Consider the following 23,752-nt stretch of genomic DNA (forward strand, 5'->3'; position numbering starts at 1 on the left):
AGACCAGTACACCTGCGACGATGAAGGGCGTGGCAGGTATGAAAGGCAAGCAGTCGGTCCGGGACATGGTGCTCTCCCTGGGCCTGATCGGAATCGTCGCGGGAGTCATCTACGTCTTCATTCCCCATGACGAGTCCGAGCCTCCGGTCAAGCGGGTGGACTATCGCGTGGAGCTCCTCACGGCACGCCGCGCGGCCACCTATCCCGTGGCGGCCCCCGAGGGCCTGTCCAAGGAGTGGAAGGCGACGTCGGTGCGGTTCGAGGGCGACAACTTCGACGCCTGGCACCTCGGCTTCCACGATCCCGACGGTGAGTACGTGGCGGTCGAGCAGTCCACTCAGAAGCCCTCGACGTTCATCGAGGAGGCCGGCCAGGGCGCCGAGGAGACGGACGTCACCGAGCGCATCGGCGAGCGGACCTGGACGCGGTACGAGGGCCAGAAGTACGACGCGCTCGTCCTGCGGGAGAAGGGCTCCACGACGGTGGTGACGGGCACGGCGTCGTTCGGGCAGCTGACGAAGCTGGCCGAGGCGCTGAAGATGTCCTGAGGGGTTGGGTCGAAGATCTCCCGAGGGGTTACTCGGAGTCGTCGCCCGGTTCCTCGGCCGCATCGGCGGCCGACGACTCCGCCTCCTCCTCGGCCAGTGCCGCGTCCAGCCGCTTGCGCGCCCCGTCCAGCCAGCGGCGGCACACCTTGGCGAGTTCCTCGCCGCGCTCCCAGAGGGCCAGGGACTCCTCGAGCGTCGTGCCGCCCGCCTCCAGGCGGCGTACGACCTCGATCAGCTCGTCCCGCGCCTGCTCGTACCCGAGCGCCTCGTCCACTTTGCTGGTCATGCGCCCCACCCTATGCATCCACTCGGACTGTGAACTCACCCTCGGCGACCCGCGCCCGCAGCGGCTCCTCGGCCGTCACCTCGTCCGGGGCGCGGACCACGTGGCCGTCGGCCTTCTGCAGGACCGCATAGCCGCGCCGGAGGGTCGCGGCGGGGGAGAGGCCCACCACGCGCGCGTGCGTGTGCGACAGCTCCGAATCGGCACGGTCGAGGAGGTGCCCGAGGCAGCGCCGGGCGCGGTCCAGCAGTGCGGAAACCTGGTCCTCGCGCTCGTCGATCATGCGGTGCGGATCCTCTATCGAGGGCCGGGCCAGCGCGTGCGCAAGCCCGCGCTCCTCCCGCTCGATGAAGGACAGGACGCTGCGCCGAGCCCGGTCCTGAAGGAACCGCACCCGCTCGTACTCCTCGCCGACGTCCGGCACGACCTTCTTGGCCGCGTCGGTGGGCGTGGACGCGCGCAGGTCGGCCGCATAGTCGAGCAGCGGGTTGTCCGGCTCGTGCCCGATCGCCGAGACCACGGGCGTACGGCAGGACACGACGGCCCGTACCAGCTGCTCGTCCGAGAACGGGAGCAGGTCCTCCACGCTGCCGCCGCCGCGCGCCACGATGATCACGTCCACGTCGTCGAGCGCGTCCAGCTCCTTCACGGCCTGGATGACCTGGGGCACCGCGTGCACGCCCTGCACGGCGACGTTGCGCACCTCGAAGCGGACGGCGGGCCAGCGGTGCCGTGCGTTCTCCAGCACGTCCCGCTCGGCGGCGGAGGCCCGCCCGCAGACGAGGCCGATGAGCTGCGGGAGGAAGGGCAGCGCCTTCTTGCGCTCGGGCGCGAACAGGCCCTCGCTCGCCAGGGCCTTCTTCAACTGCTCCAGGCGGGCGAGCAGTTCACCCACACCCACCGGCTTGATCTCGGCGGCCCGGAGGGAGAGCTGCCCCCTGGGCGCGTACCACTCCGGCTTCGCGTGGATCACCACGCGCGCGCCCTCGCTCACCACGTCGGCCACCGCGTCGAACACCTGCCGATAGCAGGTGACGCTCACGGAAATGTCGTACGACGGATCGCGCAAGGTCATGAAGACGACGCCCGCGCCCGGCCGCCGCGACAACTGGGTGATCTGCCCCTCGACCCACACGGCACCGAGCCGGTCGATCCACCCCCCGATGAGCCGCGACACCTCACCGACGGGCAGCGGGGCGTCCGCGGACGTGTTCAGAGCCATGCGCCCGAGAGTAACGGCCGGGTCCGACAATGCGGGTGCCTCCGGCGGTTGAGCGGGGCGCCTGCGGTTCGTTGGGGGTCGGGGCCGCGACGGGGGTGTCCGTCCTCGGACCGGCGCGCGAGCGGTCGGCTGGTAGAGGTTGCCCGTGTTGGCGCGCCGGCCGCTGCGGGCGGACACCCCCGCCCCGTCCCCTTCCCGCCGTGGGCGGCCGCGGGTCCATGGGGGTACGCGTTCGGGCCCCGGGGGTGGGACCGGTCGCGCGGGTGGGGACGACGACCATCGGTGCGCCCCGTCCGTCCACAGCGGCGATCTTCGGCCCGCCGGGCGCGCCCTTACGATGGTTGGCATGACTGCTTCGACTGGCCGCCGTGTCCTGCTTGCCGCCCCCCGGGGCTACTGCGCGGGTGTGGACCGCGCCGTGATCGCCGTCGAGAAGGCCCTGGAGCAGTACGGGGCCCCGATCTATGTCCGCCACGAGATCGTGCACAACAAGTACGTCGTGCAGACCCTGGAAAAGAAAGGTGCGATTTTCGTCGAGCAGACGGCGGAGGTCCCCGAGGGGTCGATCGTCATGTTCTCGGCGCACGGCGTCGCGCCCGTCGTCCACGACGAGGCCGCTCAGGGCAAGCTCGCCACCATCGACGCGACCTGCCCGCTGGTCACCAAGGTGCACAAGGAAGCCGTCCGGTTCGCCCAGGAGGACTTCGACATCCTCCTGATCGGTCACGAGGGCCACGAGGAAGTCATCGGTACGTCCGGTGAGGCGCCCGACCACATCACGCTCGTCGACGGCCCCGAGGACGTCGTGAACGTCGAGGTCCGCGACCCGTCCAAGGTCGTCTGGCTCTCCCAGACCACCCTGTCCGTCGACGAGACCATGGAGACGGTCGACGCCCTCAAGGAGAAGTTCCCGCAGCTCATCGCCCCGCCCAGCGACGACATCTGCTACGCCACGCAGAACCGTCAGCTCGCCGTGAAGCAGATGGGCGCCGATTCCGACCTGGTCATCGTGGTCGGCTCGCGCAACTCCTCCAACTCCAAGCGACTGGTGGAGGTCGCCAAGCTCGCGGGCGCGCGTGAGGCGTACCTCGTGGACTTCGCGGACGAGATCGACGAGGCCTGGCTGGAGGGCGTCACGACGGTCGGTGTCACCTCGGGCGCGTCCGTGCCGGAGGTACTGGTCGAGCAGGTTCTGGAGTTCCTCTCCATGCGCGGCTTCGAGGACGTCGAACTCGTCAAGGCCGCCGAGGAGTCCATCACCTTCTCGCTGCCCAAGGAGCTGCGCCGCGACCTGCGCGCGGAGGCGGCGGAACTGGTGGCGGAGCGCACGGCCGAAAAGCAGCCGGAAGGTACGGCCGAGAAGTGACTGTCAGTCGTACGTCGTAACGTGGGCCCATGCAGATCTTCGGCGTGGACATCGGTGGATCCGGGATCAAGGGCGCTCCCGTGGACCTTGACCGGGGCGACCTCGCGGCCGAGCGCCACAAGGTGCTCACCCCGCACCCCTCGACCCCCGACGCGGTGGCCGACGGTGTGAAGGAGGTCGTCGGCCACTTCGGCTGGACGGGCCCGGTCGGGGTCACGTTCCCGGGTGTGGTCACCGGCGGCGCCACCATCCGTACGGCCGCCAATGTGGACAAGGGCTGGGTGGACGTCGACGCGCGCGTGCTGCTCAGCGAGCGGCTCGGCGGACTCCCGGTGACGATCCTGAACGACGCGGACGCGGCGGGCGTGGCCGAGATGCGGTTCGGCGCGGGCCGTGACCGTCAGGGCACGGTCATCGTCCTCACCTTCGGTACGGGCATAGGCAGCGCGCTCTTCATCGACGGCGTCCTCGTGCCGAACACTGAGCTGGGCCACCTCGAACTGCACGGCCACGACGCCGAGAAGCACGCCTCGACCAAGGCCAAGGACGACCACGAGCTGACCTGGGACCACTGGGCCCGGCGCGTCCAGAAGTATCTCGCCCATGTGGAGATGCTCTTCTCGCCCGAGCTCTTCATCGTCGGGGGCGGCGTCAGCCGCAAGTCGCACAAGTTCCTGCCGCTGATCGAGGGCATCAAGGCGGAGATCGTTCCGGCGCAGCTGCAGAACAACGCGGGGATCGTGGGGGCGGCCATGCGGGCGGCGAAGGCGGGGTAGCGGCCGGGAGCCTCTGCGTCTCCTACGACGGTGGAGGTCCGTCTCGTACGACTCTGGAGTGGCTCGTACGAGGCGGCGGGCGGACCGGGCTGTTTTGCAGGAGACGGGCCGTCGGGCCCCGGACTCCGGAGCGGATGGCTTCTCAGACCGTGCGGCGTCTCGGCTGAGCCTGCGCCCTGGCCTGGGCCGGGCGCCTCTTCTGGGCCGGAGGCCGAGGGGACTGGGCTGCCGCCCGGCGCTGTGCAGCCCGCCGGCTCATGAGGCGAACCTTGCGGACGGTCACGATGAGACCGGCGATCAGCGTGCCGCCGTACAGCCAGCCCGCGTGCATCGCCAGGGCGGTGAACAGCCCCATCACCCCGTCCCAGAACCCTCCGTCGCTGTCGGCGATGGGCAGCAGCCCGAAGGCGAACGCGATGGGCACGGCGACCGGCGCGGTGACCAGGTCGGCCCGGCGCACCCAGATCGCGGTGAGCGCGCAGACCGGCAGGAACAACACCCCGTAGACGACGAGGGACGACCCGAACAGCAGCCGGTCGAGAAGGGCGAGCGCGAACATCGTCGCGACGCAGAACAGGCCGCTGCCGAGTCCGGTGAGCCGAGGGTTCGGCATCCTGCGTACGGCCAGTACCAGCGGGGACACGGGCAGCGGGCTCCGGGGAGCGCCGGGCCGGCCCTGCTGGGGCGTACGGGCCCCGTTCCCCCGCAGGCCGCGCGCGGCCTGCGGGGGAACGGGCGGGCCGCTTCGCGGTCGCGACGGAGGCCGCGGCTGGGGCCGGGATTGAGGGGGACGCGTCCTGTGTTGCTCCACTGGTCCAACTTAGGTCGGTTTATGTGTGGAATGGCTGCCGGGACACGCGCTTTGATCGACCTTGGCCATGCGTTCGATACGTCGCCGGTCCGGGGATCCGCACGCCGTAGACTGGTGGATCGGTCCGCCCGGGTCTCCTCCAACCTCAGTTACGGGAAGTCGCAACGTGTCGCTCACGATCGGAATCGTCGGTCTGCCGAATGTCGGCAAGTCGACCCTGTTCAACGCCCTGACCAAGAACGACGTGCTGGCGGCCAACTACCCGTTCGCCACGATCGAGCCGAACGTCGGCGTGGTCGGCGTCCCCGACGCCCGGCTGACGAAGCTGGCCGAGATCTTCGGTTCGCAGAAGATCCTCCCCGCCACCGTCGACTTCGTCGACATCGCGGGCATCGTGCGCGGCGCGAGCGAGGGCGAGGGACTGGGCAACAAGTTCCTGGCGAACATCCGTGAGTCCGACGCGATCTGCCAGGTCATCCGTGCCTTCAGGGACGAGGACGTCGTACACGTCGACGGCAAGATCTCGCCGAAGGACGACATCGAGACGATCAACACCGAGCTGATCCTCGCGGACCTGCAGACCATCGAGAAAGTCCTGCCGCGCCTGCAGAAGGAGTCGCGGGTCAAGAAGGACGTCGCGCCGAAGGTGGCCGCGGTCGAGGCGGCCAAGGAGATCCTGGACGCCGGTCAGACCCTGTTCGCGGCGGGCATCAAGCAGGACTCGGACCAGGAAGCCCTGCTCCACGACCTGCACCTGCTGACCACCAAGCCTTTCCTGTACGTCTTCAATGTCGACGAGGACGAACTGACCGACGAGACCTTCAAGGCCGAGCAGCGCGCCCTGGTCGCCCCCGGCGAGGCGATCTTCCTCAACGCCAAGCTGGAGGCGGACCTCGCCGAACTCGACGAGGAGGACGCCCTGGAACTCCTCCAGTCCGTCGGCGCCGAAGAACCCGGCCTCGCCACACTCGCCCGAGTCGGCTTCAACACCCTCGGTCTCCAGACCTACCTCACGGCCGGCCCCAAAGAATCCCGCGCCTGGACCATCAAGAAGGGCGCCACAGCCCCCGAGGCCGCCGGCGTCATCCACACCGACTTCCAGAAGGGCTTCATCAAGGCGGAGATCATCTCCTTCGAGGAACTGGTGGAGATGGGCTCGGTCGCCGAGGCGCGCGCCAAGGGGAAGGCGCGTATGGAGGGCAAGGAGTATGTGATGCGGGATGGGGACGTGGTGGAGTTCCGCTTCAACGTCTAGCTTCACCTCGAGTAGTTGAGTGCGGGCCGGGTTTCCGCTTGCTGGAAGGAGCACTCCGGTGCATGCGGTTCTGCGGCGGAAACCGGCCTGGGTGGGTCAGATATACGAACCGTCAGCCAGTCAGGCGTCGAATTCGTGGTCGCGGGTCTCCGGCAGGGCAAGCAGGCACAGGAGACTCAGCAGGCAGAGCCCGCCGGTGTAGAAGCCGAGGACGAGCGGTGACTCCCAATGGCTGTTCAGCCAGGTGGCGACGAGCGGGGCGAAGCCGCCGCCGAGGGTGTTCGCGAGGATGAAGGCCGCGGAGGCTCCGGTGTAGCGCAGCCTGGCGGGGAACAGCTCGGCGAGGAAGGCCGCCACCGGGGAGAACATCAGCGCGAGCAGCATGAGTCCGACGGTGTAGGCGCCGGTGATCACCAGGGCGTTGCGCGAACTCAGCGAGGCGTACATCGGCACGGCCCACACCACACAGCCGGCGGCTCCGGTCAGCATCACCGGGCGGCGGCCGATCCGGTCGGCCAGCCTGGCGACGGGGAGGGTGATGGCGATTCCGGCCGCCGCGCCGATGCTCGCGGCCGTCAGCATCGTGTTCTGGGGAATGCCGAGCGACTTCGGCCCGTACGAGATGCTGTAGACGATCGTCAGGTAGTAGACGGCCGAGCCGCCGATCGCCGCGCCGATACCGAGCAGCAGCCGGCCGGGGTGCTGTCTGAGGAGTGCACCGAGCGGAAAGCGGGACGCCGGTGCCTGTGCCGTACGGCGAGCCGGAGAACTGAACACAGGGGACTCGGAGACAGTCGTGCGCACCCACAGCCCGATCACGACCAGCACGGTGCTGAGCAGGAACGGGATCCGCCAGGCGCCGTTCGTGAAGCCGTCCCGGCCGGCGATGTGCAGGGTGGGCAGGATGACGGCGCTGGACAGCAGGAAGCCGAGCGATGGGCCGACATTGGGGATGGACGCGTACAGCGCACGGCGTCCGGGCGGCGCGTGCTCCGCGGCAAGCAGCACCGCCCCGCCCCATTCGCCGCCCATGCTCACGCCTTGCAGCAGCCGCAGCGTCACCAGCAGTACGGGAGCGAGGAGTCCGGCGGTCTCGTACGTGGGGAGCAGACCGACGCCGACCGTTGCCACGCCCATCAGTAAGAGGGAAGTGACCAGGGCCTGTCGGCGGCCCAGGCGGTCACCGATCGTCCCGAACAGTACGACGCCGAGGGGGCGGGACAGGAAGGCCGCGGCGAACGTGAGGAACGCGGCCAGGGAAGAAGCGGTGGCATTGCCGGAGGGGAAGAAGGCGGGGCCGAGGACGAGCGCGGCGGCAGTGCCGTACACGGCGAAGTCGTAGTACTCGATCGTGGTGCCGACCAGGCTCGCGACGGCGACCCGCGACGCCTCGCCCTTCGCTGCCGCCGATGGTGCCGCGGCCGGTCTGGGGCCGGCGGTCTCGGGAACGGTCTTGGACGTTGAATCGGGCATGGGGGGATCACTTCCGGTACGCCCGGAGCGGAGGAACGGTCCGGGGCCAGGTGGGGGACGGCCTCGCATGTAACACGAACCGGAGTGCGCCTGTCACCCTAATCCCGGGAATTCAATTTCAACAAGGATGCCGCCTCGTCCGATTTACCGAACAAGGCCGCCGGGATCCGCGAAAGAATAAGCACCATTGACACGTGGCACCAACAAATAGGGCTCGATGCGGCTGCGAGCAGGGGGAGGCCGCCTCAGCGCGCATACAGCACACTGCACCCACCTTCTGGCGATTTACTGCACAAAGCCCCCACGAACACCACACCTCGGCGCCGTCAACCCCGTCATTCCTGTCAATTCGCTGTCAATATTCATGCGGCCGATGGCATGGAAATTCACCGGGGATCACACCTTGCCAACCGGGGATCACCCATGAATGCTTACGCGGGGTCGAACTTGAAAGTTCTACGACCCTCGTTTTTCGGACACCGGGACCCCAAACGGAATGATGCTGTTCGACTTTCTGAAGTGTCCAATCGAAGCCGCTGCCGGACCTTTGCCATGCAGCCTTTGGGCTGGGGAGGCGCATTATCCATGCTGAAAACTGGCAAGCCATTGCGTATACGAAGACTGTCGTTGGCGGGTGATGACCGGTACCTGTTCGTCCCGCTCGACCACAGCGTGTCGGACGGCCCCCTCGTCCCCGCCGGCCAATGGGACGATCTGTTGCGGGCGCTGGTCGCCGGCGGGGCCGACGGGATCATCGTCCACAAGGGACGTGCCCGTGCCCTCGCACCGGAGGTCATCAAGAGCTGCGCGCTGGTGGTGCACCTGAGTGCCAGCACCGCCTGCTCCGCCGATGTCGATGCCAAGGTGCTGGTCGGCGACGTCGAGGAGGCACTGCGGCTCGGCGCGGACGCGGTCAGCGTCCATGTGAACATCGGCTCGGACACCGAGGGCCGGCAGCTCGCGGATCTGGGGGCGGTGGCCCGCTCCTGCGATGACTGGGGCATGCCGCTGATCGCGATGATCTACCCGCGGGGCCCCCGGATCGAGAACCCGCGCGATCCCGCCCTCCTCGCACATCTGGTCAATGTCGCCGCAGACCTGGGTGCCGACATGGTGAAGACCTCTGTCGCCCTGCCGCTCGACCGGATGGCCGAGGTGGTGGCCCACAGTCCTATCCCCGTCCTGGCGGCCGGAGGGCCGCCGGACGGCTCCGACCTCATCGAGTACGGCACCGCGGTGATGGCCTCCGGCTGTCAGGGGCTGGCCGTCGGTCGCCGGATCTTTTCGGCCCCCTCGCCCGCCTCTCTGGTGGCCGGGCTCGCCGCGGTCGTGCACGGCCGCGGCGCGGACGGCACCACGCCGGGGGACACCGGGCAGGCGACGCATCCAGACGGAATGACAGATGGCATGGGCATGACTCATTACTCGACGATCGTGGCAGGTGTCGCATGAGGTTCGCGTGGATCGATCTCCGTGAAGTCCCACGGCCGCAGCTCCAGGCGGTGGTGGACGCGGCCATCCACACCCGGATGGCCGGGGTGCTGGCCACCGATGCCGAGCTGCTCGGGACGCTGCCCCCGACCATCACCCGGGTGCTGGTCCCCGCGAGTCCGGCCACGGCCGGCTCGAAGAAGCCGGGCGACAAGGAGGTGCAGGGCACCGGGGGCACGAAGGACGCCAAGGGCGCCAAGGAGGCGAAGTCCGCGGTCGACGCCACTTCCTCAGCCGCCGCCACCTCCCCGGCCGGAGCCGGAATCGACATCCTGCTGCGGCAGTTCAGCACCCAGGACGAGCTGGACGCGCTCGCCGCCGACAACCGTGCCGCCGGTGGCACGCCCGCCGTCGGCCTCATCGACGTACGGGACGACCGCACGCTGCAACTGTCGTGCGCGGGCGCCGTGGCGCTGCCGTACACCGTCATCCACTTCGCCGACCCGACCAAGATCCCTCTGGAGATCGTGCTCGCCGCAGCAGACTCCGCCGACGGCAAGCTGGTGACCGTCGTCGACGACCTGGAAGAGGCTGCGATTGTCTTCGACGTCCTTGAGCGCGGCTCGGACGGCATCCTCTACGCGCCCCGCGGCGCCGACGAGGTGTTCGCGCTGGCACGGCTGCTGGAGGCCACTACACCCCAGCTGGAGCTGTCCACGCTGACCGTGGAGAGTATCCGGCACGTCGGGCTCGGCGACCGCGTCTGCGTGGACACTTGCTCGCACTTCGATGAGGACGAGGGCATCCTCGTCGGCTCGTACTCCTCCGGGTTCGTGCTCTGCTGCAGCGAGACCCACCCGCTGCCGTACATGCCGACCAGGCCGTTCCGGGTCAACGCCGGTGCTCTGCACTCGTACACGCTGGGGCCCGACAACCGCACCAGCTACCTGAGTGAGGTCGGCTCCGGCAGCGCCCTGCTGGCGGTCGGCGCCGACGGTCGAACGCGGCGGGTCGTGGTCGGCCGGGCCAAACTCGAATCCCGGCCGCTCCTCGAGATCCGCACCCACGCCGAGGACGGACAGCTGGTCAGCCTGACGGTGCAGGACGACTGGCACGTACGGGTGCTCGGCCCGGGAGGGAAGGTCCTCAACGTCACCGAACTGCAGACCGGTGACGAGCTGCTCGGCTATCTGGCCCAGGACAAGCGCCATGTGGGCCTGCCGATCGGCGAGTTCTGCAAGGAGGTCTGATGGGCGAGCTCGTGGACCTCGTGGATGACGCGGACGACGAGATGGGCCCTTTCATCCAGCGGCTGTTCGACGCGCGGGACGACGGCCTGCCGTACCTGACGCATCAGCAGGAGACCGTCAGCCGGGGCGAGTTGCGGGAACGGGTCGCCAAGCAGGCCGCGGTCTTCGCCGGATACGGCATCGGGCCGGGCAGCACGGTGGGCCTGCGGACGCCGCCCAGCTTCACTCAGGTCGAGGTGCTGCTCGCGCTCTGGCGGCTGGGCGCCCAGGTGCTGCTCTTCGACTTCAGGCTCAAACCGGCCGAGGTGGAGGCGCTCTGCGCGTCCTGCCGGCCGCAGTTCATGGTCAGCGCCGGTGTCAACGTCCGGGCAACGTTCGGTTTCCGGCCCGAGTACGAGGTCGTCACCGAGCGCCGTGGCACCGGCCGGGCCGCCACCACCGGGCACCGGCTGGTCCAGTTCAGCTCGGGCTCCACCGGGCGGCCGAAGGTGATCGGCAGGACCGCCCGCTCGCTCGCCGCCGAGGTGGAGGCGTTCGCCGCGGTTCCCGGCATGCCGGGCGAGGGCGACCGGCTGCTGCTGCTCAGTTCGACGGCGCACAGCTTCGGCCTGGTCGGCGGGCTGCTGCACTCGCTGGCGGCCGGTGTCTCCGTGGTCTTCGCACCCCGGGTCTCGGCCCGCGATCTGCTGCGGACCGCGGTGGACCACCGGATCACCGCCGTCTTCGGGGTGCCGATGCACTACGAACTGCTGGCCGCCGCCGTCGATCCCACCGAACTGCCCGACCTGCGGATCGCGGTGTCGGGCGGCGAGATGATGCCCCCGCAGAGCGCGGCGCGGTTCGCCGAACGCTATGGCGTACCGGTCGGCGAGGCGTACGGGACCACGGAGACCGGCATCGTCGCCATCGACGTCGGCGGCACGCTGCGACGGTCGGTCGGCCGGGCCGCACCGGGTGTGGTGCTGCGGGAGCACGAGGGCGAACTCGACGTCGCCCTCGATGAGTCGCCGTACCTCTTCGACTCGGGCGGCACCCAGTACGCGGACGGCTGGCTGCACACCCGCGACCGGGCCAGGGTGGACGGCACCGGAGCAGTCCGGTTGCACGGCCGTGCCGACTCCCTCGTCGTGATCGGCGGGCTCAAGGTGGACCTCACCGAGGTCGAGAACGTGATCCGCGAGCACCCGGCGGTCGAGCAGGCGGTCCTGGTCCACGAGGGCATGACCGAGGCGTATGTCACGGTGGCCGCCGGGTATGAGCCCCCCTCCGCCGAAGAGCTGCTGCGCTGGTGCCGGGAGCGTCTGGCCGACTACAAGCTGCCACGGGTGGTCCGGCTCCTGGAGTCCCTGCCCCGCACGTCCAACGGAAAGCTGGTCCGCCACGCGGATGCGTTGCGCTCCGCTGGGTGAGCCGGGGGTAGTGCCGGTTGTTTGGTGTCTGCGGGTCCGTTGTGGCTGGTCGCGCCCACGCGGCGGAGCCGCAAATGACACAGCCCCGCGCCCCTGAAGGGGCGCGTCCCTCTGGCGCCGGCATGAAGGGGCGCGCCCACTCGGCGGAGCCGCACTACGTCGCAGCCTCACGCCCCTTCGGGGCGCTCAACCATTCAATGGAGATTCTGATCATGAGTACATCAACCTTGGAAGACGAGATCCGCGAGTTCGTCCTGACCGCGGTCATCGACGAGATGAACATCCTGCCGAGCCGCGAAGGACTCACGGACGAGAGCCCGGTGACCGTCGGCGGGCTGGATGTGGACTCACTGAGCCTCATCGAGCTCACCTTGCGGCTGGAGTCGCGGTTCGGCGTGGAGATCCCGGACACCGACATCGAGCCCCTCGCCTCCCTGACCCTCGGCGGACTCGTCGCCGAGGTCGTCCGACGCGGTGCGAAGGCATGAGCGCGGGAGCCACGGCGAGCGACGCGGACTCCTCGCTGTCCGCCATCACCACCGACACCGTCCGGGAGCTGCTGTCGGACCGCAAGATCTTCCCCGGGCTGCCCGACGACCTCGGCGAGGACGCCGAACTGGTCCTGGACTCCCTCGGGTTGGTGTGGCTGCTGCACGTGGTCGAGGAGCGCTATGGCCTGATCGTGGAGCCCACCGACGAGGACATCGCCGGGCTGACCTCGCTCCGGCGGCTCACCGGGTTTCTGCGCGCCGCCCAGGCGGACCGGGCGGAGGGGGGCGGCCGCGATGACCGGTGAGGTGACGGTGACCGGTTTCGGCGTACGCACCGCGTTCGGTACGGGCACCGAGGCCCTCCGGCGCGGGGTCTTCGCGGGAGTCCCTTTGTTCAGGCCCACCACGAGGTTCGACACCGGCCCGTACCGTACGCCGATGGCGGCCGCCGCCCCGGACGGACCCGACGCGGTCGAGGACTGGGCGCTGCGGCACGCGCTCGCCCAGTGCGGCGCGGAAGCCCTCGACATGGCCGGCCTGAACCCGGGCACGGAGGCGGCGGTCCTGCTCGGCGTCGCCGGGGACCACACCAGCATCACCCGTTACTGGCGAACCGCCGCCGACTCCCCGTCGCCAAAGCCCGTCCCGGACGGCGCAGGCGACCCGGACGGCCCGGACGGCCCGGACGGCGCAACGAGCCGGAACGCCGACGCCGTACCCGCGCACCTCGCCGAGTTGCTGGCCGACGGCCTCGGGCTCACCGGGCCGCGGCTCACCTTCACCAATGCCTGTGTCGCCTCCGCCGCCGCGATCATCCACGCGTGCCGGCTGATCTCCTCCGGCCGGATCGATACGGCGGTCTGCGCGGGCGGATACCTGGTGGAGGAGGAGACCTTCGGCAAGTTCGACTCCGGCCGGGCACTGTCCCGCGACGGCATGGTGCGCCCGTTCAGCGCCGACCGCAGTGGACTGCTGCTGGGCGACGGGGTGGCGGCCGTCGTGCTGGAGTCCGCCGAGCACGCCCGGCGCCGCGGTGCCCGGCCGCTGACGACCATCGCAGGCTGGGGCGCGGCCACGGACGCACACCACATCGCCCAGCCGCACCCGGAAGGTGTCGGCCTCGCACGCGCGGCGCGGCAGGCACTGCGACTCGCAGGGGACCCGGACGGGGCCGCCCTCGGCTATGTCAACGCCCACGGCACCGGCACCAAGTACAACGACGGGGCCGAGACCCGTGGACTGCGGGCCGCCTTTCCGGAGCGGGCCGAGTCGATACCGGTCAGCTCCACCAAGAGCACCACGGGCCACCTCCTGGAGGCGGCGGGCGTCGTGGAGTTCGTGATCACGATGCTGGCCCTGATGGACGGCGTACTGCCGCCGACCGCCGGATACGGCCGGCCGGACCCCGAATGCGACCTGGACTACGTACCGAACCAGCCGCGCCAGGCCGACCCGCGCCGGGCCCTCACCATCAACGCCGCCTTCGGGGGCGCCAACACCGCACTCGTGCTGGAGCGGCCATGACGACCGAGAAGACGGTACTCCGCTCGCCCCTCGGCATCCTCGCGACCGCCACCGCGACCCACGGCACCGGGCGGTCCGAGGACCACGCGGACCACGCTGACAACACAGACATCCCGCTGCCGAGGCTGCCCGGCTTCGTGGAGTCGGCCTTCAGCCCGCTGGCGTACGAGGTCAGCAGGCAGTGCCTGACCGAACGGCCCGGGGACGGCTCACGCACCGCCGTGGCGCTGGCCACTCTGATGGGGGACACCACCACGGCGGACCTGGCCAGCCGGCGCATGGTCTCCGGGCGGGTCCACAACCCGCTGCTGTTCATGCAGGCCACCGCCAATGCTGTACTGGGCTATACGAGCCAGGAGTTCGGGATCACCGGGCAGATGTTCAGCCTCTCCACCCTCGACGACCCGGTGGCCGAACTGCTGGCCATGGCCGATCTGCTGCTGGAGGACCCGGAGCTGGACCGGGTCCTGGTGCTGGGCGTGGAGCTGGGTGGCGGCGAGCGTCTGGCCGCCGCGTACCGGGAACTGGCGGCCGACAGCGGCCGCCCGGTCCCGGACCTGCCCGAAACCGTCGGCCTGGCGGCGGCCGTGCTGCTGGGCCGTCCCGGAGGCGAGGCACCGGTGTCGGTCCGGTCGGCCGAGGCGTACGACGCCGACGACACAGGGGCGGCCGGGCATCCCGGAAGCATCCAGGGTCTGCTCGACCTGGCCGCCGCCCACCGGCGACTGCTGCGGGACGGCGGCAGCCACCTCCTGGTGACCGAGCCCCAGTTGCCCGCCTTCATCCTCACCGCCGGCACCGAAGCAAGGAACGAGACGGAGAACCATGCTCATCAGTAGGCAGGAGCGGGCACGGATCTGCTCCGACACCGAACTCGGCGCCGGCAACGTCCTGGAGCGCCTGAAGGCGTACGGCCGCCCGCTCGACGAGCCCGTGCTGCGGACGGACGGCAGCTGGCAGGCGCCGGACGGCAGCCGTCCCGAGGTGCTGACGCTCGGGCAGCTGCACGAGGTGGTCGAGACGTATGCGGGCTGGTACGCCGGCCAGGGTGTGAGGCCCCGAGACCCGGTCGCCGTGCACAGCCACTCCAGCGCCGAGTTCGCGGTGAACTTCCTGGCGCTGACGGCCCTCGGCGCCATCCCGTCGTTCGTGAACGGCAACCTGGCTCCGGAGATCGCCCGGGAGTACGTGCGCAGACAGGGCGCAGTGGGCGCGTTCACGGACCGGGAGCACCATGAAGTGCTGTCCGGGCCGGGGCTCGGCTTCTGCGTCACAGCTGCCGAAATCCGGCCGGAGCACCGCGAGTTGCTGCCGACGTCCTCCCCGTACCGGCACGACCCGACCGATCCGGTGCTCATCTCGCACTCCTCCGGCACCACCGGTATGCCCAAGGGCGTGCCGCACACTCACCGGACACTGATGTACGCCCAGGTGCACCGGCTCCGCTACTCCACCGGGACCGACATGGAGCGCACCCTGGTGGGACTGCCGGGCGCGCACAACGCCATGGTGGCGACGCTGCTGTACTGCCTGCTGCTGCGCACGGACATCAAGCTGCTCTCCAGCCAGCGCGGCACCGATGTGCTGGACGCCATCGAGGAATTCCGCCCGACGACGGTGCTGGCCTTCGCCGGGACCTTCGGCGAGATGGCCGCGGAGGACCTGGCGGACCGTGACCTGTCCAGCGTGCAGGTGTGGTTCAACACCGGGGACGCGGCGCACGAGGCACACATCCGGGCCCTGGTGCCGTACGGCAGCCACGTGAAGATCGGCAAGGATCTGCGCCGCACGCGGGTCGAGGGCTCGGTCTTCGTGGACGGGCTCGGCTCGTCGGAGGCCGGCTACTCGGTCTTCCACAACCGGCACACCAAGGACACGTCGGCCTACTCGCGCTGTGTCGGCAGGCCGATCAGCTTCGCCGAGGCCGCCGTGCTCGCCGAGGACGGCACCCCGCTGCCGCCCGGGGAGATCGGCCGCCTCGGGCTGAAGTCGCCGACGCTCACACCCGGTTACTGGAACGACTCGCTGACCTGGAACCGGATGCGGCTGGGCGGCTACTGGCTCACCGGGGACCTCGCCCACCAGGACGAGCAGGGCAACTTCTACCACCTCGACCGGGCGCCGGACGCCATCCGGACCCGGAAGGGAATCCTGTTCAGCACCCGTACCGAGGAACTGCTGCTCCGGGAGCTGCCCGAACTGGCCGACTGCACCGTCGTCGGGGTCGCCCCCGAAGGCGTACGAGCCGACTGGGACGGCGACGGAGAAGCCGAGGCGTACGCACTGCTCCAGCTGTCGGAGGAGCACAGCGGTGACGACGGTGGTGATGACGGCGGTGACGGCGACGAGGCGTGGACCGGGCGGGTCAACGCCGCCTTGGCGGGAGCCGGATTCCCCCCGGTGACCCGGGCCCTGCGGATGAAGCCCGACGACGTGGCCAAGGGCGCCACCGGCAAGGTCCTCAAACGAGTGATGCGCGACCGGTTCGCCGCCAAGGAGCAGGCATGAGTACGGAAACGGGTGCCGGCGAAGTCAACCACCGCGCCCGGGCGTCGGAAGCGTACCGGCTGTGGTGGCAGCACGATGCCAACTGGTACCAGGGGGTGGCCGCACGGTTCGGGCAGCAGGCCGCGAACGAGATCAACGCCGAGGCGATGCGCAAGGTCGCCCTCAAGGTCGCGCAGCAGGTCGCACGCCGGAGCGGCGCGCTCCCGGACACCGGTGACAGCGGCAAGGACCTGGAGGAGCTGCGCCGCCGGTACAACGACTGCGGCGACCGCATGTTTCCGCCGGAACTGCGCAACGCCTCCACCGAGGTGGAGGGTGACGACCTGATCGTGCTCACCTTGCGGCGGAACTTCGCCATCACGATGGTGCGGATGTCCGGTTCGCTGGAGGGCTACCGGTGCCCGTGCACCGACATCCACGCGGGCTGGTCCGAGGGACTCGGCGTGACCCTGACGGAGAACCGGGCCGAGAGCTGTCTGCGGGACGGGGACAAGGCGTGCCGCCTGCTGATGCGGGTCGCCACTCCTGTCACTTCCGGTGGGGAGGGCTGAACCGTGCGGGTGCTGGTCGCCGGGGCCACCGGAGTGGTCGGACATCCGCTGGTGGGCGCGCTGCGGGCGCGAGGACACCAGGTGAGCGCGCTGGTACGTCAGGAGTCCCGGGCCGGGGCCCCGGAGGCGGACGCGGTCGTGGTCGCCGACGCCCTGGACCGTCAGACCCTGCTGGCGGCGGTGTCGGCCGCCCGGCCCGAGGTGGTCGTCCACCAGATGTCGGCGTTGCGGCTGCTGCGCGACGACCCCGCGGGGGCCTTCGCGCAGACCGCGCGGCTGCGTACCGAGGGCACCGCCAACCTGGTCGCGGCGGCCCGGGCGGCCGGTGCGCGGCGGCTGGTCGCGCAGTCCATCGCCTTCGCCGCCGCCCCGGCCGGGGATCCGGTCCTCGACGAGGACGCGCAGCTGTACGTGGACGCCCCCGACCCGGGCTGGGCCGCCACCGTACGGGCCGTCGCCGAGCTGGAGCGGCTGGTCCTGGGCGGCGGTCCGGACCTCGCGGGCGCGGTGTTGCGGTACGGCACGCTGTACGGCGCCGGGACCGCGTACGCCCGTGACGGCGGGACCGGGCAGCGGGTGCTGGCCGGGAAGCTTCCGCTGCCCGAGGGCGGCTCCGGGATCATGTCGTTCCTGCATGTGGAGGACGCCGTGGGGGCCGCGGTGGCGGCCGTGGAGTCGGATGCCACCGGGGTCTTCCACGTGACGGACGACGACCCGGCCCCGGCCGCTCAGTGGCTGCCGCTCTACGCCCGCACGCTGGGCGGCCCGCCCCCGCGCACGGTTCCGGCGGCGATGGCGCCCCGGCTGCTCGGCTGGTTCATGGCCCACCAGCTCACCGCGGCGCACGGGGCGGCGAACGACCGGGCCCGTGCGGCGCTGGGCTGGAAGCCGCTGCGGCCGAGCTGGCGCGACGGGCTGGGCGGGGAATGACCGAGCCTGCACAGAGCGGGCCCGGTGACGCCCTCGTCATCTGTGTGATCGGTGCCGGTCCACGCGGGCTCTCGGTCCTGGAGCGGATCTGCGCCAACGCCGACGGCACCGCCGGGACCACCGGTCCGGTCGTGGTCCACCTCGTCGACCCGTACCCGCCCGGCGCGGGCGCGGTGTGGCGTACCGACCAGCCGGGCGAGCTTCTGATGAACACGGTCGCCTCTCAGGTGACCTTGTTCACCGACGACAGCGTGGACTGCGTGGGGCCGTCGGTGCCGGGGCCCAGCCTGTACGAGTGGGCGCGCATGGTCAGCCAGGGAGCGTTCGCCGAGGGCTGCCCGGACCGGGTCCTGGACGAGGCGCGGCGGCTCGGCCCGGACACCTACCCGACCCGGGCATTCCACGGCCACTACCTGAAGTGGGTGTTCCGGCACCTTTTACGCACAGCCACTCCCCGAGTGACGGTCCACACGCACCGGGCGACCGCGGTCGCGCTGGACGACGCCCCGGACGGGCGGCAGACGGTGACACTGGAGGGCGGCGGCCTGCTGTCCCGGGTGGACGCGGTGGTCCTGGCGCTCGGCCACGGGGAGCTGACCCCGAGCCAGGAGGAACGGGAGCTGCGCTCCTTCGCCGACCGGCACGGCCTGGCCTATGTGGGTCCCGCCAACCCGGCCGACGCCGATCTGAGCGGCATCCCGCCGGGCACGCGGGTGGCGCTGCGCGGTCTTGGGCTGAACTTCTTCGACCAACTGGCGCTGCTCACCGAGGGCCGCGGCGGCACGTTCAAGGAGAGCCAGTCCGGACTCGTGTACCTCCCGAGCGGCAACGAGCCGGTCCTGTACGCCGGTTCGCGGCGCGGTGTGCCGTACCACGCCCGGGGCGAGAACGAGAAGGGTGCACTCGGCCGCCACCACCCCCGGTTCCTCACCCCGGAGGTCATCGCCGGGCTGCGGCGGCTGGCGGACGGCGGGCAGCCCGTCACCTTTCGCAGTGACATCTGGCCGCTGATCGACCGGGAGGTCCGCACCGTCTACCACGAGGCGTGGATCCTGGCCGCCCACGGGCCTGGGGCCGCCGACGAGTTCGTACGGTCCTGTCTGGCCGGGGCCGGGGAAGTGGCCCTGCTCGACCGGTACGCGGTGCCGCCCGGTGAGCGGTGGGACTGGCAGCGGATCGAGCGTCCGTACAGCGAGCGGATCTTCGCCGGCCGGGGCGACTTCCGGCACTGGCTGCTGGACCACCTGCGGCGGGATGTCGCCGAGGCCCGGCTGGGCAATGTGAGCGGGCCGCTGAAGGCCGCGCTGGACGCCCTGCGGGATCTGCGCAACGAGATCCGGCTGGTGGTCGACCACGGCGGTGTCTCCGGTGAGTCGTACCGTGCCGAACTGGACGGCTGGTACACGCCGTTGAACGCGTTCACCTCGATCGGTCCGCCCGCTTTCCGGATCGAGCAGCTGATCGCGCTGATCGAGGCCGAGGTGCTGCATATGGTCGGTCCCCGGATGCGGGTGCGGCCCTCGGCACGCGAAGGCGGTTTCCTCGTGGACGCGGAGCTGGTGTCCGCGCCTGAGGTGCTGGTGAGCGCACTGATCGAGGCGCGGTTGCCCGTTGTCGATCTGCGGCGGAGCACGAATCCGCTGCTGCGGGGGCTGCTGACGGCCGGCCAGTGCGGCCCGTACCGGCTGACCGGCTGGGAGACGGGTGGACTCGCGGTGACAGGGAGCCCGCCCCGGCTTGTGGACGCGGCGGGCCGGGCGCATCCGCGCCGGTTCGCCTTCGGGGTGCCGACGGAGGGCGTGCGCTGGGTGACGGCGGTCGGCATCAGGCCGGGCGTCGGCTCGGTGACGCTGGAGGACTCGGACGCGATCGCGCGGGCGGCTCTGCGGGTGACGGGGAATGAAGTGGCCTTGCCCGCCAACATTTTGACCGTACGTCAGATACCAGGCGCAGGGGGCCGAAGAGCGTGAACGGGATGTCCGTGGGCACCGACGCGGGCCTGCTCGCCCCGACCTGGGCGGGCACGCCCGTCGCGGCCGAGGTGACCGACGAGGCATGGCTGCAGGCGATGCTGGACGCCGAAGTGGCGCTGGCCCGGGCCCAGCACGCCGTCGGGCTGACGCCCGCCGCCGCGGTGGAGGCGATCGCCTCCGTGGCCCGCGCGGACCGCCTTGACCTGGTCGCCCTGGCCCATGCGGCCCGGGCCGCGGCCAACCCGGTCGTCGCGCTGGTGAGCGCCTTCACCGAGGTGGTCGTCGCCAGGGACGCGGCAGCCGCCGAGTACGTGCACCGCGGGTCGACCAGCCAGGACATCCTCGACTCGGCGGCCATGCTGGTCGCCCGCCGGGTGCTCGGCCTGATGGCCGCCGACCTGGAACGCACCGGCGCCGCCCTGGCCGCGCTCGCCGACACCCACCGCCACACCGTCCTGGCCGGGCGCACCCTGGCCCAGCACGCGGTGCCCACCACTTTCGGCCTCAAGGCAGCGGGCTGGCTCCAACTCGTCGCCGACGCCCTGGCCCGGGTCCGTACGGTCGCGTCCGCGCTGCCGGCCCAACTCGGCGGCGCGGCAGGCACCCTGGCCGCGTACCGCGAGTACGCGGCCTTGGACGGCGGGGTGGGCGAGGGCGGCGTGGAACTGCTCGCCCCCTTCGCCGAGGCACTGGGGCTGGCGGAGCCGGTGCTGCCGTGGCACACCGTGCGCACTCCGATCGCCGAACTGGGCGCGGTGCTTCAGCTGGTCACCGGAGCGCTCGGGAAGTTCGCGCTCGATGTGCAGACGCTGTCCCGTACCGAGATCGGCGAGGTGTCCGAGCCCGCAGCCGCGGGACGCGGGGCCTCTTCGGCGATGCCACAGAAGCGCAACCCCGCGCTCGCCACGCTGATCGTGGCGGCGGCCCGTCAAGTGCCCGCCCACGCCCTCGTACTGGCCCAGTGCATGCTCGCCGAGGACGAGCGGCCCGCCGGGGCGTGGCACGCGGAGTGGCAGCCGCTGCGGGAGGCGCTGCGGCTGGCGGGCGGGGCCACGCACACGGCCGTCGAACTCGCGGAGGGGCTGATCGTGCACCCCGAACGGATGCTCGCCAATCTTGAACTGACCGGCGGCGCCATCGTCACCGAACGGCTGACGGTGGCGCTCGCCCCGGTGTTCGGCAAGGTACGGGCGAAGAAGCTGCTGACCGCCGCCTCGGCCGAGGCCGCCGACACCGGGCGCACGATCGGCGAGGTGCTGTCCGGCCATCCCGAGGTGGCGGCCCGGCTCACCGCCGACCAGCTGTCCGAGCTGCTCGACCCGGCCCGCTACACGGGTGCCGCCGACGCGCTGGTCGACCGGGCGCTGCGCGGATACGGGCACCTCGGCGACACCACGGACGACGGAGGCATCCGATGAGCACCGTGAGCCCGACGGAAGAGAAGGCCGCGCCGTCCCGGTCGTGGCCCGTCCTGGTGGTCGTGGTCTGCGCCCAGATGCTGATCTGGCTGGACACCTCGGTCCTCAACGTCGCCGTCACGACCCTCGCCGACCCGGACCAGGGCCTGGGCGCGAGCCCCGCCGAACTGGAGTGGGTGGCGAGCGCCTACACCCTGGTCTTCGCCGGCACCCTCTTCGCGGGCGGCGCGCTGGCCGACCGGTTCGGCCCCCGCACCACCCTCATCGCCGGTCTGGCACTGTTCGGCGCGGCCTCCGGCGCCGGGGCGTTCGCCGGGAGCCCGGCCTGGCTGATCGTGGCGCGGGCCTTCATGGGCGCGGGCAGTGCGCTGCTGATGCCCGCGACTCTGTCGGTCATCGTGCAGAGCACTCCGGAGGAGAAACGCACCCGGGCGATAGCGATCTGGAGCTCGTCCAGCGGTCTGGGCGTGGCCGTCGGCCCGGTCGTGGGCGGGGCGTTGCTCAGCCATTTCTGGTGGGGTTCGGTGTTCCTGGTCAACGTGCCGATCGTGGCCCTGTGTCTGGCCGGGGTGGTGGCCGTCGTACCCGAACTGAAAGGTCCCCGGCGCCGGGTGCTCGACCTGCCGGGGATGGGCCTGTCGGTGCTCGGTCTCGGCGGCGTGGTTTACGGGATCATCGAGCTCGGCAACGGACGGACCTGGTACGGCCTGCACGTCCTCCTCCCTCTGCTCCTGGGCGGCGCACTGCTCACCGCCTTCGTGGCCGGTCAGCGCAGGTCCCCGGCGCCCAGCCTGGACCTGCGGCTGTTCCGGCAGCCCGGGTTCACCGCCGGGAGTGTGGTGCTGCTGATCGCGTTCATGGCGCTGGCAGGGCATCTGTTCTACGCGGCCTTCTATCTCCAGGGGCCCCGCGGCCTCTCCCCCGCCGACGCCGGAACCGTGATGATCGCCGCCGCGGTCGGCATCGTCCTGGGCAGCCAGGCCTCCCCGGCGATGAGCCGGCTGCTGTCGGCCCGGCGGACGGTCGCGGCCGGAGTCCTGGCCACGGCCGCCACGTACGTCGGTTATCTGTGGTTCGACGGACGGACCCCCGTCCTGACCGTCGCCGCGCTGCTGTGGGTGCAGGGGTTCGGGATGGGGCTGGTCGGTACGCCGGTCACGGCCGTGATGATGAGCGGGGTGCCGCCGCATCTCGCGGGCGCCGGATCGGCCGTCAACAGCGTCACACGGCAGGTGGGCGGGACGCTCGGGGTGGCGATGGCCGGCTCGGTCCTCTCCGGGGTGTACCGGGCGCGGATGGCGGACGCCGAACTGCCGGGTGACGCACAGGGGTTGACGGCGGGCGCCGAAGAGCAGGCCCGGACCTCGGCCGAGGCGGCGCGCTCGCTGGCCGGCTCGCTGCGTCTGCCGGAACTGGCGGCCACGGCCGACCGTGCCTTCCTCGAGGCGATGTACGCGGCCACGTTCTGGACCGCCGTACTGGCCCTCGTCGGGTTCGCCGTGTCCGTCGTCGGGCTGCGCGCGCGGGACGTCCACAGCGGGAACAGCGGAACAGGCACGTCGGAAGCGGAGAAAGCACAGGGACAGTGGAAGAGGAACGGAGGGGACGATGGGACAGGCACCGGCTCGGTCGGTTCTGGTGACCGGGGGGAACAGGGGGATCGGGCTGGCCACGGCACGCCACTTCGCGAGGGCGGGGGACCGGGTCACGGTGACCTACCGGGGCGCTGAACCCCCAGCCTCCGAGGGACTCCTCGCCGTACGCTGCGATGTGACGGACAGTCAGCAGGTGGACCAGGCCTTCAAGGAGGCCGAGGCCGCCCACGGGCCCGTCACCGTTCTGGTCGCGAACGCGGGCGCCACCCACGACCGTCTGCTGGTGCGGATGAGTGAGGAGGACTTCACCTCCGTCGTCGACACCAACCTCACAGGTGCCTTCCGGGCTGCCCGGCGCGCGATGCGCGGGATGCTCCGCGAAGGCCACGGCCGTATCGTGCTGATCTCCTCCACGGCGGCGCTGCACGGAGCTGCCGGACAGACCAACTATGCGGCGGCGAAGGCGGGGCTGGTCGGTTTCGCCCGGTCGCTGACCCATGAACTCGGCCCCCGGGACATCACCTGCAATGTGGTGGCGCCCGGTCTGACCGAGACGGACATGAGCCGAGCGCTCACCGAGGAGCAGCGCCACGACTTGCTCCGCCAGACCCCGGCCGGACGCCTCGCCCGGCCCGAAGAGGTCGCCGACGTGGTGGCGTTCCTGGCCGGTGCCGGATATGTGCGTGGCGCCGTGATCCCGGTCGACGGAGGCGCCGGGCTCGGCCATTGAGACGGGAGCGACGCACGCCCGGCTCGCCACAGCGGACGGCAAGCCGAAGTGCACCCCCCACTGCCTCCGCCACCTCTTCGCCTCAACAGCGCTCGCCAACGGCATCCCGATCCACGAGGTCTCCCACTGGCTCGGACACTGGTCGATCAAGACAACCGTCGACGTGTATGGACACCTCGCGCCCGGGGCCTGGAGCCGTTGCCGGGAG

At 70.9% G+C, this 23,752-nt stretch carries 22 protein-coding genes and 1 pseudogene; 19 read left to right on the forward strand and 4 right to left on the reverse strand.

Annotation, left to right across the window (positions count from 1 at the left end):
- Positions 1-29 precede the first annotated feature (29 nt).
- Complete coding sequence (locus ACGFNK_RS09335; RefSeq protein ID WP_393413511.1) at positions 30-548, forward strand: DUF4245 domain-containing protein; 519 nt, start codon at positions 30-32, stop codon at positions 546-548.
- A 28-nt stretch (positions 549-576) separates the two neighbouring features.
- On the opposite strand, the gene ACGFNK_RS09340 is transcribed toward ACGFNK_RS09335, so the two are convergent.
- Positions 577-834: an exodeoxyribonuclease VII small subunit gene (locus ACGFNK_RS09340; RefSeq protein WP_386342363.1), complete on the reverse strand. Its 258-nt coding sequence runs from the start codon at positions 832-834 to the stop codon at positions 577-579.
- A 10-nt stretch (positions 835-844) separates the two neighbouring features.
- Positions 845-2,053 (reverse strand): exodeoxyribonuclease VII large subunit, encoded by a 1,209-nt coding sequence (gene xseA, locus ACGFNK_RS09345; protein WP_393413513.1) that lies wholly within the window; start codon positions 2,051-2,053, stop codon positions 845-847.
- 346 nt (positions 2,054-2,399) lie between these two features.
- On the opposite strand from xseA, the gene ACGFNK_RS09350 reads away from it, so the two are divergent.
- Together ACGFNK_RS09350 and ppgK are read left to right on the forward strand one after the other, a co-directional pair.
- Positions 2,400-3,419 carry a 4-hydroxy-3-methylbut-2-enyl diphosphate reductase gene (locus tag ACGFNK_RS09350; protein ID WP_393413515.1) on the forward strand — a complete coding sequence of 340 codons (1,020 nt, stop codon included), beginning with the start codon at positions 2,400-2,402 and terminating at the stop codon, positions 3,417-3,419.
- A 29-nt stretch (positions 3,420-3,448) separates the two neighbouring features.
- A complete protein-coding gene (ppgK, locus tag ACGFNK_RS09355) occupies positions 3,449-4,195 on the forward strand; it encodes a polyphosphate--glucose phosphotransferase (RefSeq protein ID WP_386342360.1) in 747 nt (248 codons plus the stop codon).
- 142 nt (positions 4,196-4,337) lie between these two features.
- Here ppgK and ACGFNK_RS09360 read toward each other — a convergent pair whose 3' ends face one another.
- On the reverse strand, positions 4,338-4,838 hold the full coding sequence (locus ACGFNK_RS09360; protein WP_393413518.1) for a DUF6542 domain-containing protein: 501 nt from the start codon (positions 4,836-4,838) through the stop codon (positions 4,338-4,340).
- Between the two features lie 334 nt (positions 4,839-5,172).
- Between ACGFNK_RS09360 and ychF the strand changes: the two genes are divergently transcribed.
- Entirely contained in the window at positions 5,173-6,261 is a 1,089-nt protein-coding gene (gene ychF / locus ACGFNK_RS09365; protein WP_393413520.1) for a redox-regulated ATPase YchF, read from the forward strand.
- A 120-nt stretch (positions 6,262-6,381) separates the two neighbouring features.
- Here the strand turns inward: ychF and ACGFNK_RS09370 are convergent, their stop codons facing one another.
- Complete coding sequence (locus tag ACGFNK_RS09370) at positions 6,382-7,734, reverse strand: MFS transporter (protein ID WP_393413522.1); 1,353 nt, start codon at positions 7,732-7,734, stop codon at positions 6,382-6,384.
- 585 nt (positions 7,735-8,319) lie between these two features.
- Here ACGFNK_RS09370 and ACGFNK_RS09375 point away from each other — a divergent pair.
- The 15 genes and pseudogenes from ACGFNK_RS09375 to ACGFNK_RS09445 form a co-directional block, all read left to right on the forward strand.
- Positions 8,320-9,186: a 2-amino-3,7-dideoxy-D-threo-hept-6-ulosonate synthase gene (locus tag ACGFNK_RS09375; protein ID WP_393413524.1), complete on the forward strand. Its 867-nt coding sequence runs from the start codon at positions 8,320-8,322 to the stop codon at positions 9,184-9,186.
- Positions 9,183-10,415 (forward strand): 3-dehydroquinate synthase II family protein, encoded by a 1,233-nt coding sequence (locus tag ACGFNK_RS09380; RefSeq protein WP_393413526.1) that lies wholly within the window; start codon positions 9,183-9,185, stop codon positions 10,413-10,415. The genes ACGFNK_RS09375 and ACGFNK_RS09380 overlap by 4 nt, the downstream gene beginning before the upstream one ends.
- Entirely contained in the window at positions 10,415-11,824 is a 1,410-nt protein-coding gene (locus ACGFNK_RS09385) for a class I adenylate-forming enzyme family protein (RefSeq protein ID WP_393413528.1), read from the forward strand. The genes ACGFNK_RS09380 and ACGFNK_RS09385 overlap by 1 nt, the downstream gene beginning before the upstream one ends.
- 212 nt (positions 11,825-12,036) lie before the next feature.
- Positions 12,037-12,312 carry an acyl carrier protein gene (locus ACGFNK_RS09390; protein ID WP_386342343.1) on the forward strand — a complete coding sequence of 92 codons (276 nt, stop codon included), beginning with the start codon at positions 12,037-12,039 and terminating at the stop codon, positions 12,310-12,312.
- Positions 12,309-12,620, forward strand: coding sequence for an acyl carrier protein (locus ACGFNK_RS09395; protein WP_393413530.1), 312 nt, complete (start codon positions 12,309-12,311; stop codon positions 12,618-12,620). The genes ACGFNK_RS09390 and ACGFNK_RS09395 overlap by 4 nt, the downstream gene beginning before the upstream one ends.
- Positions 12,610-13,839 carry a beta-ketoacyl-[acyl-carrier-protein] synthase family protein gene (locus tag ACGFNK_RS09400; protein WP_393413532.1) on the forward strand — a complete coding sequence of 410 codons (1,230 nt, stop codon included), beginning with the start codon at positions 12,610-12,612 and terminating at the stop codon, positions 13,837-13,839. Before ACGFNK_RS09395 ends, ACGFNK_RS09400 begins: the two co-directional genes overlap by 11 nt.
- A complete protein-coding gene (locus tag ACGFNK_RS09405) occupies positions 13,836-14,678 on the forward strand; it encodes a hypothetical protein (RefSeq protein WP_393413534.1) in 843 nt (280 codons plus the stop codon). The genes ACGFNK_RS09400 and ACGFNK_RS09405 overlap by 4 nt, the downstream gene beginning before the upstream one ends.
- Positions 14,665-16,347, forward strand: coding sequence for a class I adenylate-forming enzyme family protein (locus ACGFNK_RS09410; RefSeq protein WP_393413536.1), 1,683 nt, complete (start codon positions 14,665-14,667; stop codon positions 16,345-16,347). The genes ACGFNK_RS09405 and ACGFNK_RS09410 overlap by 14 nt, the downstream gene beginning before the upstream one ends.
- Positions 16,344-16,898, forward strand: coding sequence for a hypothetical protein (locus ACGFNK_RS09415; RefSeq protein ID WP_393413538.1), 555 nt, complete (start codon positions 16,344-16,346; stop codon positions 16,896-16,898). Before ACGFNK_RS09410 ends, ACGFNK_RS09415 begins: the two co-directional genes overlap by 4 nt.
- A 3-nt stretch (positions 16,899-16,901) precedes the next feature.
- Positions 16,902-17,828, forward strand: coding sequence for an NAD-dependent epimerase/dehydratase family protein (locus ACGFNK_RS09420; protein ID WP_393413540.1), 927 nt, complete (start codon positions 16,902-16,904; stop codon positions 17,826-17,828).
- Complete coding sequence (locus ACGFNK_RS09425) at positions 17,825-19,798, forward strand: FAD/NAD(P)-binding protein (RefSeq protein WP_393413542.1); 1,974 nt, start codon at positions 17,825-17,827, stop codon at positions 19,796-19,798. The genes ACGFNK_RS09420 and ACGFNK_RS09425 overlap by 4 nt, the downstream gene beginning before the upstream one ends.
- A 5-nt stretch (positions 19,799-19,803) precedes the next feature.
- Positions 19,804-21,219: an adenylosuccinate lyase family protein gene (locus tag ACGFNK_RS09430; RefSeq protein ID WP_393413544.1), complete on the forward strand. Its 1,416-nt coding sequence runs from the start codon at positions 19,804-19,806 to the stop codon at positions 21,217-21,219.
- Positions 21,216-22,949 carry an MFS transporter gene (locus ACGFNK_RS09435; protein WP_393413546.1) on the forward strand — a complete coding sequence of 578 codons (1,734 nt, stop codon included), beginning with the start codon at positions 21,216-21,218 and terminating at the stop codon, positions 22,947-22,949. The genes ACGFNK_RS09430 and ACGFNK_RS09435 overlap by 4 nt, the downstream gene beginning before the upstream one ends.
- Positions 22,858-23,544, forward strand: coding sequence for an SDR family oxidoreductase (locus ACGFNK_RS09440; RefSeq protein WP_393413548.1), 687 nt, complete (start codon positions 22,858-22,860; stop codon positions 23,542-23,544). Before ACGFNK_RS09435 ends, ACGFNK_RS09440 begins: the two co-directional genes overlap by 92 nt.
- Positions 23,540-23,713 (forward strand): annotated as a pseudogene (locus ACGFNK_RS09445) (tyrosine-type recombinase/integrase); the annotation flags it as partial. The gene ACGFNK_RS09440 and the pseudogene ACGFNK_RS09445, both read left to right, overlap by 5 nt.
- Between the last annotated feature and the right edge of the window lie 39 nt (positions 23,714-23,752).

This window comes from Streptomyces sp. NPDC048825 (genome assembly GCF_043198355.1).
Lineage (GTDB): Bacteria > Actinomycetota > Actinomycetes > Streptomycetales > Streptomycetaceae > Streptomyces > Streptomyces xiangluensis.

What these genes read in the sequence shown, in the direction of transcription:
- ACGFNK_RS09370 (WP_393413522.1), bottom strand. Translation starts at nt 7,734, where the DNA reads ATGCCCGATTCAACGTCCAAGACCGTTCCCGAGACCGCCGGCCCCAGA.
- ACGFNK_RS09340 (WP_386342363.1), bottom strand. Translation starts at nt 834, where the DNA reads ATGACCAGCAAAGTGGACGAGGCGCTCGGGTACGAGCAGGCGCGGGAC.
- ACGFNK_RS09390 (WP_386342343.1), top strand. Translation starts at nt 12,037, where the DNA reads ATGAGTACATCAACCTTGGAAGACGAGATCCGCGAGTTCGTCCTGACC.
- ACGFNK_RS09415 (WP_393413538.1), top strand. Translation starts at nt 16,344, where the DNA reads ATGAGTACGGAAACGGGTGCCGGCGAAGTCAACCACCGCGCCCGGGCG.
- ACGFNK_RS09350 (WP_393413515.1), top strand. Translation starts at nt 2,400, where the DNA reads ATGACTGCTTCGACTGGCCGCCGTGTCCTGCTTGCCGCCCCCCGGGGC.
- ACGFNK_RS09385 (WP_393413528.1), top strand. Translation starts at nt 10,415, where the DNA reads ATGGGCGAGCTCGTGGACCTCGTGGATGACGCGGACGACGAGATGGGC.
- ACGFNK_RS09395 (WP_393413530.1), top strand. Translation starts at nt 12,309, where the DNA reads ATGAGCGCGGGAGCCACGGCGAGCGACGCGGACTCCTCGCTGTCCGCC.
- ACGFNK_RS09380 (WP_393413526.1), top strand. Translation starts at nt 9,183, where the DNA reads ATGAGGTTCGCGTGGATCGATCTCCGTGAAGTCCCACGGCCGCAGCTC.
- ACGFNK_RS09430 (WP_393413544.1), top strand. Translation starts at nt 19,804, where the DNA reads ATGTCCGTGGGCACCGACGCGGGCCTGCTCGCCCCGACCTGGGCGGGC.
- ACGFNK_RS09435 (WP_393413546.1), top strand. Translation starts at nt 21,216, where the DNA reads ATGAGCACCGTGAGCCCGACGGAAGAGAAGGCCGCGCCGTCCCGGTCG.
- ACGFNK_RS09400 (WP_393413532.1), top strand. Translation starts at nt 12,610, where the DNA reads ATGACCGGTGAGGTGACGGTGACCGGTTTCGGCGTACGCACCGCGTTC.
- ACGFNK_RS09410 (WP_393413536.1), top strand. Translation starts at nt 14,665, where the DNA reads ATGCTCATCAGTAGGCAGGAGCGGGCACGGATCTGCTCCGACACCGAA.
- ppgK (WP_386342360.1), top strand. Translation starts at nt 3,449, where the DNA reads ATGCAGATCTTCGGCGTGGACATCGGTGGATCCGGGATCAAGGGCGCT.
- xseA (WP_393413513.1), bottom strand. Translation starts at nt 2,053, where the DNA reads ATGGCTCTGAACACGTCCGCGGACGCCCCGCTGCCCGTCGGTGAGGTG.
- ACGFNK_RS09375 (WP_393413524.1), top strand. Translation starts at nt 8,320, where the DNA reads ATGCTGAAAACTGGCAAGCCATTGCGTATACGAAGACTGTCGTTGGCG.
- ACGFNK_RS09425 (WP_393413542.1), top strand. Translation starts at nt 17,825, where the DNA reads ATGACCGAGCCTGCACAGAGCGGGCCCGGTGACGCCCTCGTCATCTGT.
- ACGFNK_RS09405 (WP_393413534.1), top strand. Translation starts at nt 13,836, where the DNA reads ATGACGACCGAGAAGACGGTACTCCGCTCGCCCCTCGGCATCCTCGCG.